Below are 5,501 nucleotides of genomic sequence, written 5' to 3'. Positions count from 1 at the left end.
TCGCCTTGCCGTTGGCGTCGGCGATCGCGACGTTCGACAGGTGAAGCGAGGCTTCCTTGTTCTTGATGCCGCCTTGCGGGTCAGCCTGGCTCGGGCGCGTGTGGCGCTGGACCATGTTGACGCCTTCGACGACGACGCGGTTTTCGGAAGGCAGGACCTTCAGCACATTGCCCGTGCGGCCCTTGTCCTTGCCGGTGAGGACGACGACGCGGTCGCCCTTCTTGATCTTGGCGGCCATGTTACAGGACCTCCGGTGCCAGCGAGATGATCTTCATGTGGTTCTTGGCGCGCAGTTCGCGGGGAACCGGGCCGAAGATCCGCGTGCCGACGGGCTCGTTCTGCTTGTTGACGATGACGGCGGCCGACTTGTCGAAGCGGATGACCGAGCCGTCCTTGCGTTGGATGTCCTTGGCGGTGCGCACGACGATGGCGCGAACGACATCGCCCTTCTTCACGCGGCCGCGCGGGATGGCTTCCTTCACGGAGGCGACGATGGTGTCGCCGATCGAGGCGTAGCGGCGCTTCGAGCCGCCCAACACCTTGATGCACATGACCCGGCGGGCGCCCGAATTATCGGCCACTTCCAGGTTAGTTTGCATCTGGATCATAAGATCAGATCCTTCTGATTACGAGGCGGAGGCGTTGGAAAGGACTTCCCAACGCTTCAGCTTGGACTTCGGAGCGCACTCGACGATGCGAGCGATGTCGCCGACCTTGAGCGCGTTGGCTTCGTCGTGCGCGTGATACTTCTTCGAAAGACGAACGATCTTCTTCAGAACGGGGTGCAGCAGGGTGCGCTCCACCTTGACGACGACGGTCTTCTCGCCCTTGTCGGACACGACCACGCCTTCGAGAATTCGCTTGGGCATATTCGTTTCCTTACGAGGCCGCACGCTTCTCGCGCAGAAGCGTCGAGATGCGGGCGATGTCTTTGCGCACTTCACCCACGCGGTGGGTCTTTTCCATCTGGCCGGTGGCCGCCTGGAAGCGCAGGTTGAACTGTTCCTTCTTGAGCTTCAGCAGCTCGTCGGCCAGTTGATCGGTCGTTTGCGACCGCAGATCGGCGATCTTGGTCATTAGGCGGCAGCCTCCACATGAGCGACGCCGGCGTCGATGCGGGTCACGACCTTGGTGCGGACCGGCAGCTTGGCTGCGCCGAGACGGAGCGCTTCGCGGGCGACATCGTCCGGAACGCCGTCGATTTCAAACAGGATGCGGCCGGGGTGGCAGCGCGCGGCCCAGTGGTCCACGGCGCCCTTGCCCTTGCCCATCCGCACTTCGGCCGGCTTGCCCGTGACGGGCAGGTCGGGGAAGACGCGGATCCACACCCGGCCCTGACGCTTCATCTGGCGGGTGATCGCGCGGCGAGCCGCTTCGATCTGACGCGCGGTGATGCGTTCCGGCTCCAGCGTCTTCAGGCCGTACGACCCGAAGTTCAGCGAGAAGCCGCCCTTGGCCGAGCCGTGAATCCGGCCCTTGAAGGCCTTGCGGTACTTGGTCTTCTTCGGTTGCAACATGACTTAGTTCTCACGTCCCCGGTCGCGACGCGGACCGCGGTCGCCACGGGGGCCGCCGCGTTCGCGGCCTTCGTTCGAGGACGGACCCGAGGCTTCCTGGGCCCAACGTTTGTCCTGGGCCATCGGATCGTGCTCGAGCACTTCGCCTTTGAACACCCAGACCTTCACGCCGATGATGCCGTAGGTCGTCTTGGCTTCGTAGAAGCCGTAGTCGATGTCGGCGCGCAGCGTGTGCAGCGGCACGCGACCTTCGCGGTACCATTCCATACGCGCGATTTCCGCGCCGCCCAGACGGCCCGAGACATTCATGCGAATGCCCTTGGCGCCAAGACGCATGGCCGATTGCATCGAACGCTTCATGGCGCGGCGGAAGGCCACGCGGCGCTCCAGCTGCTGCGCGATGTTCTCGGCGATCAGCTGGGCGTCGGTTTCCGGCTTGCGGACCTCGATGATGTTCAGGTGAACTTCACCCTCGGTGCGGGCCGAGATGTCCTTGCGGAGCTTCTCGATGTCGGCGCCCTTCTTGCCGATCACGACGCCCGGACGGGCGGCGTAGATGGTGATGCGGCACTTCTTGTGCGGGCGCTCGATGATGATGCGCGACACGCCGGCGGCGGCCAGGCGTTCCTTCAGCCACTCGCGCAGCTTCAGGTCCTGGTGCAGCAGGCGGGCGTAGTCGGCGCCGCCGGCGAACCAGCGGCTGTCCCACGTGCGGTTCACGCCGAGGCGCAGACCGACCGGATTGATTTTCTGTCCCATCAGGCGGCCTCGCCGGCTTCGCGGACCACGATGGTGATCTCGCTGAACGGTTTCAGGATGCGCGACGAGCGACCACGAGCGCGGCTCGCGAAACGCTTCATCACCAGGTTCTTGCCCACGAAGGCCTCGGCGACGACCAGGTTGTCGATGTCGAGGTTGTGGTTGTTCTCGGCGTTGGAGATCGCCGAATACAGGACCTTGCGGACGTCGCCGGCGATGCGCTTGCGGCTGAATTCCAGCTCGTTCAGCGCCTTCTGGACCGGCAGACCGCGGATCGAGGCGGCCACCAGGTTCAGCTTTTGCGGGCTGATGCGAACGTTGACCAGCTTGGCGCGGGCTTCGGTCGAACCGACCCGCCGGGTGTTCTTGGTCTGGGCCATCGGTTACTTCCTCTTGGCCTTCTTGTCCGCCGCGTGACCGGGGAAGTTCCGGGTCGGGGCGAACTCGCCGAGCTTCATGCCGACCATCTCTTCCGAGACCGACACGGGCACGTGCTTCTGACCGTTATGGACGCCGAACGTCAGACCGACGAACTGCGGCAGGATGGTGGAGCGGCGCGACCAGGTCTTGATCACGTCCTTGCGGCCCGACGATTGAACGGCGTCGGCCTTCTTGAGCAGATACCCGTCGACAAACGGGCCTTTCCAGGAGGAGCGGGCCATTCTTAGCGAGCCTTCTTAACGTGGCGGGTACGGATGATGAACTTGTCCGTAGCCTTGTTCTTGCGGGTACGGGTGCCCTTGGTGTCCTTGCCCCACGGGGTGACGGGGGTGCGACCGCCAGAGGTCCGGCCTTCACCACCACCATGCGGGTGGTCGATCGGGTTCATGGCGACGCCGCGAACGTGCGGGCGGAAGCCCATGTGACGCTTGCGACCGGCCTTGCCCAGGTTCTGGTTCATGTGGTCGGGGTTCGAGACCGCGCCCACCGTGGCGATACAGCCGTCCAGGACCATGCGCAGCTCGCCCGAGCCGAGACGGATCTGGGCGTAGCCCTGATCGCGGCCGACCAACTGGGCGTAGGCGCCGGCCGAACGGGCCAGCTGGGCGCCCTTGCCCGGCTTCATCTCGATGTTGTGGATGATCGTACCCACCGGCATCGAACGCAGCGGCATGGCGTTGCCCGGCTTCACGTCGGTCTTTTCGCCCGCCACGATCGTGTCGCCCGCCTTGAGGCGTTGCGGCGCGATGATGTAGGTCTTTTCACCGTCTTCGTAGGTCACGAGGGCGATGAAGGCCGTGCGGTTCGGGTCGTACTCCAGACGCTCGACCGTGCCGACCATGTCCCACTTGCGACGCTTGAAGTCGATCTTGCGGTACAGGGTCTTGGCGCCGCCGCCGCGGAAGCGGACCGCGATGCGACCGCCCTGCCCGCGTCCGCCCGACTTGGTCAGGCCTTCGGTCAGCGACTTTTCCGGGCGGCCCTTGTGGAGTTCCGAACGGTCGACCAGCACGAGGGCGCGACGGCCCGGCGAAGTCGGATTGTAATGTTTCAAGGCCATCTGATCAGAGCCCCGTGGTGACGTCGATCGACTGGCCGTCGGCCAGGGTCACGATCGCTTTTTTGATGTCGACGCGACGACCCAGGATGCCCCGGAAGCGCTTGGTCTTGCCCTTTTGAACCAGGGTGTTGACCTTGACGACGTTGACTTTGAACAGGCTTTCGACCGCGGCTGCGATCTCGTCCTTGGACGCCGTGTCGGCGACGCGGAAGACGACCTTGTTCTGCTCGGACAGGATCGTGGCCTTTTCGGTGATCACCGGGGCCAGGATGGTGTCGTAGTGCTTGGCGGTAGGTTGAGCGGCCATTACGCGGCTTCCTTATCGCTGAAGCGGGCTTCGATGGCCTCGATGGCGGCCTTGGTCAGCACCAGCTTGTCAGCCCGCAGGATGTCATAGACGTTCAGGCCGGCGTTCGGCAGCACGTCGATGTGCGGGATGTTGCGTGCGGCCAGACCGAAGTTCGCATCGACTTCCGGACCCGCGATGATGAGAGCCTTGGTCCAGCCCAGCTTGCCGAAGGTCTCGCGCAGGGCGGCCGTCTTGGCTTCCTTGACCGAGACGGTGTCGACCACGATCAGGTCGCCGGACTTCGCCTTGGAGGACAGGGCGTGACGCAGGGCCAGGGCGCGGATCTTCTTCGGCAGCGAGAAGCCGTGGTCGCGAACGACCGGACCGAAGGCGCGCGAGCCGCCGACGAACTGCGGCGCACGGCGCGAACCGTGACGAGCGCCGCCGGTGCCCTTCTGCTTGTACATCTTCTTGCCCGTGCGAGAGTTCTCGTTACGGGTTTGAACCTTGTGCGTGCCGGCGCGGCGCTTGGCCAATTGCCAGTTCACGGTGCGGGCCAGCAGGTCGCCGCGGATGTCGGCGATGCCGAAGACGGCGTCCGACAGCTCCACGTCGCCAGCAGCCTTGCCGTCGAGTTGGATGACAGAGAGTTTCATTACGCTTCACCGCCTTCGGTCGCTTCGACGGGGGCTTCTTCAGCCGGGGTCGAGGCGGGTTGAGCGGCCCCATTGGACTTGCCAGCCGACTTGACGGCGCCCGGGAACGGGGCGTCGGCCGGACGGGCCTTCTTGATGGCGTCGCGAACCTTGACGTAGCCGCCGTCGTGACCGGGGACGGCGCCCTTGATCAGGATCAGGCCGCGCTCGGCGTCCACGCGGACGACGGTCAGGTTCTGGGTGGTGACGGTTTCGGCGCCGTAGTGGCCGGCCATCTTCTTGCCGGGGAACGTGCGCCCCGGGTCCTGACGGTTGCCCGTCGAACCGTGCGAATGGCGCGAAGGCCGCCGAAGTTCCAGCGCTTCATGGCGCCGGCGAAACCCTTGCCGATGGTCTCGCCCTGGATGTCGACCTTCTGGCCCACCAGGAAGTGTTCGGCCGACAGTTCGGCGCCCACGTCCAGCAGACCGTCCGCATCGACGCGGAACTCGGTGACATAGGCTTTCGGCTCGACTTCCGCCTTGGCGAAGGTCTCGCGTTGAGCCTTGTTGGTGTTCTTGGCCTTCTTCGTGCCAGCGCCCAGTTGGAGAGCGACGTAGCCGTCACGCTCCTGGGTACGTTGGCCGACGACTTGGCAGCCGTCGAGCTGCAGCACAGTGACCGGAACGTGCGCGCCGTCATCGGCGAACACGCGGGTCATGCCCAGCTTCTTGGCGATCACGCCCGTGCGCATCGGATCCCGCCTCTTTCTACTTTAAATCTTGATCTCGACGTCCACG

Annotated in this window: 13 protein-coding genes; all 13 read right to left on the bottom strand. The window is 64.8% G+C overall.

Annotation, left to right across the window (positions count from 1 at the left end):
- Nucleotides 1-238: 50S ribosomal protein L24 (gene rplX, locus DI624_RS15825; RefSeq protein WP_291540486.1), on the bottom strand; the 238-nt coding region annotated here is incomplete at its 3' end.
- A gap of 1 nt (nt 239) precedes the next feature.
- A complete protein-coding gene (rplN, locus tag DI624_RS15820) occupies nt 240-608 on the bottom strand; it encodes a 50S ribosomal protein L14 (RefSeq protein ID WP_003164378.1) in 369 nt (122 codons plus the stop codon).
- Nucleotides 609-626: 18 nt separating this feature from the next.
- Complete coding sequence (gene rpsQ, locus DI624_RS15815) at nt 627-869, bottom strand: 30S ribosomal protein S17 (protein ID WP_008262472.1); 243 nt, start codon at nt 867-869, stop codon at nt 627-629.
- Between the two features lie 10 nt (nt 870-879).
- Nucleotides 880-1,077, bottom strand: coding sequence for a 50S ribosomal protein L29 (gene rpmC, locus DI624_RS15810; RefSeq protein ID WP_054765463.1), 198 nt, complete (start codon nt 1,075-1,077; stop codon nt 880-882).
- Nucleotides 1,077-1,517: a 50S ribosomal protein L16 gene (gene rplP / locus DI624_RS15805; protein ID WP_017506052.1), complete on the bottom strand. Its 441-nt coding sequence runs from the start codon at nt 1,515-1,517 to the stop codon at nt 1,077-1,079. The genes rpmC and rplP overlap by 1 nt, the downstream gene beginning before the upstream one ends.
- Nucleotides 1,518-1,520: 3 nt before the next feature.
- A complete protein-coding gene (rpsC, locus tag DI624_RS15800) occupies nt 1,521-2,276 on the bottom strand; it encodes a 30S ribosomal protein S3 (protein ID WP_201100519.1) in 756 nt (251 codons plus the stop codon).
- Nucleotides 2,276-2,656, bottom strand: coding sequence for a 50S ribosomal protein L22 (gene rplV, locus DI624_RS15795; RefSeq protein ID WP_291540428.1), 381 nt, complete (start codon nt 2,654-2,656; stop codon nt 2,276-2,278). Before rplV ends, rpsC begins: the two co-directional genes overlap by 1 nt.
- A gap of 3 nt (nt 2,657-2,659) precedes the next feature.
- Nucleotides 2,660-2,938, bottom strand: coding sequence for a 30S ribosomal protein S19 (gene rpsS / locus DI624_RS15790; protein ID WP_017506055.1), 279 nt, complete (start codon nt 2,936-2,938; stop codon nt 2,660-2,662).
- A gap of 2 nt (nt 2,939-2,940) precedes the next feature.
- Nucleotides 2,941-3,777, bottom strand: coding sequence for a 50S ribosomal protein L2 (gene rplB / locus DI624_RS15785; protein WP_291540423.1), 837 nt, complete (start codon nt 3,775-3,777; stop codon nt 2,941-2,943).
- Nucleotides 3,778-3,781: 4 nt separating this feature from the next.
- Nucleotides 3,782-4,084: a 50S ribosomal protein L23 gene (locus DI624_RS15780; protein WP_017506057.1), complete on the bottom strand. Its 303-nt coding sequence runs from the start codon at nt 4,082-4,084 to the stop codon at nt 3,782-3,784.
- Nucleotides 4,084-4,722 carry a 50S ribosomal protein L4 gene (gene rplD, locus DI624_RS15775; protein ID WP_150823984.1) on the bottom strand — a complete coding sequence of 213 codons (639 nt, stop codon included), beginning with the start codon at nt 4,720-4,722 and terminating at the stop codon, nt 4,084-4,086. Before rplD ends, DI624_RS15780 begins: the two co-directional genes overlap by 1 nt.
- A complete protein-coding gene (locus tag DI624_RS15770) occupies nt 4,722-4,997 on the bottom strand; it encodes a hypothetical protein (RefSeq protein WP_291540413.1) in 276 nt (91 codons plus the stop codon). The genes rplD and DI624_RS15770 overlap by 1 nt, the downstream gene beginning before the upstream one ends.
- Nucleotides 4,952-5,455, bottom strand: a complete 504-nt coding sequence (gene rplC, locus DI624_RS15765) for a 50S ribosomal protein L3 (RefSeq protein ID WP_291540411.1) — start codon at nt 5,453-5,455, stop codon at nt 4,952-4,954. Before rplC ends, DI624_RS15770 begins: the two co-directional genes overlap by 46 nt.
- Between the last annotated feature and the right edge of the window lie 46 nt (nt 5,456-5,501).

The organism is Brevundimonas sp. (genome assembly GCF_003248455.1).
Classification (GTDB): domain Bacteria; phylum Pseudomonadota; class Alphaproteobacteria; order Caulobacterales; family Caulobacteraceae; genus Brevundimonas.
This window is presented reverse-complemented; position numbering and strand designations above follow the sequence as displayed.